Source organism: Halalkalibacter flavus (assembly GCF_036663575.1).
In the GTDB taxonomy this organism is placed as follows: domain Bacteria; phylum Bacillota; class Bacilli; order Bacillales; family Bacillaceae_D; genus Halalkalibacter; species Halalkalibacter flavus.
The window spans coordinates 1-495 of the sequence record NZ_JAWRVK010000126.1 but is presented as its reverse complement, the minus strand read 5'-3'; the positions used below and the strand labels follow the sequence as shown (position 1 = coordinate 495).

Sequence of the window (495 nt, the reverse complement as noted above, 5' to 3'; positions counted from 1 at the left end):
CAATCGAGTAGAGGGGAAAGTTAAGTAACTTTCCGCCCCTCTCACACCACCGTACATACGGTTCCGTATACGGCGGTTCAACTTATATTACAGTGTGTACTTTTAAGTAGCGGTCTAGGACAAAGGGGATACCCCTTTGCCTTAGCCGTTTGTTAGATAATGCTTTTTGAACTACCTTCGATAGTCCAATGTAACGATAGCCCCTTCGACAGTACGTTAAACCCTTTGCTTCTTCTTCGGTTATGCCCAGTTGGACAAGGGCTTTTATTCTCTTCTTGTTGGTCTTCCATTGCTTCCAAATGATTACTCGCAGTCTGGAGCGAAGTTTTGCGTCTATTACTCCAAGCGCTTTCTTCATGTTGGCTATCTTAAAGTAATTAACCCAACCTAAAATAACCTGTTTCAGCTTAAGGATTCTCATATCCAGAGAGGTACTCCAGCTACGTTTTGTTAGCTGGCGTAGTTTTCTTTGGAATTTCTGAATCGATTTCCAAT

1 protein-coding gene is annotated in these 495 nt (G+C 42.4%); it reads right to left on the bottom strand.

The annotated features are described in order from the left end of the window. Positions 1-82: 82 nt before the first annotated feature. Positions 83-495: group II intron maturase-specific domain-containing protein (locus tag SAY88_RS24725; RefSeq protein WP_332635082.1), on the bottom strand; the 413-nt coding region annotated here is incomplete at its 5' end.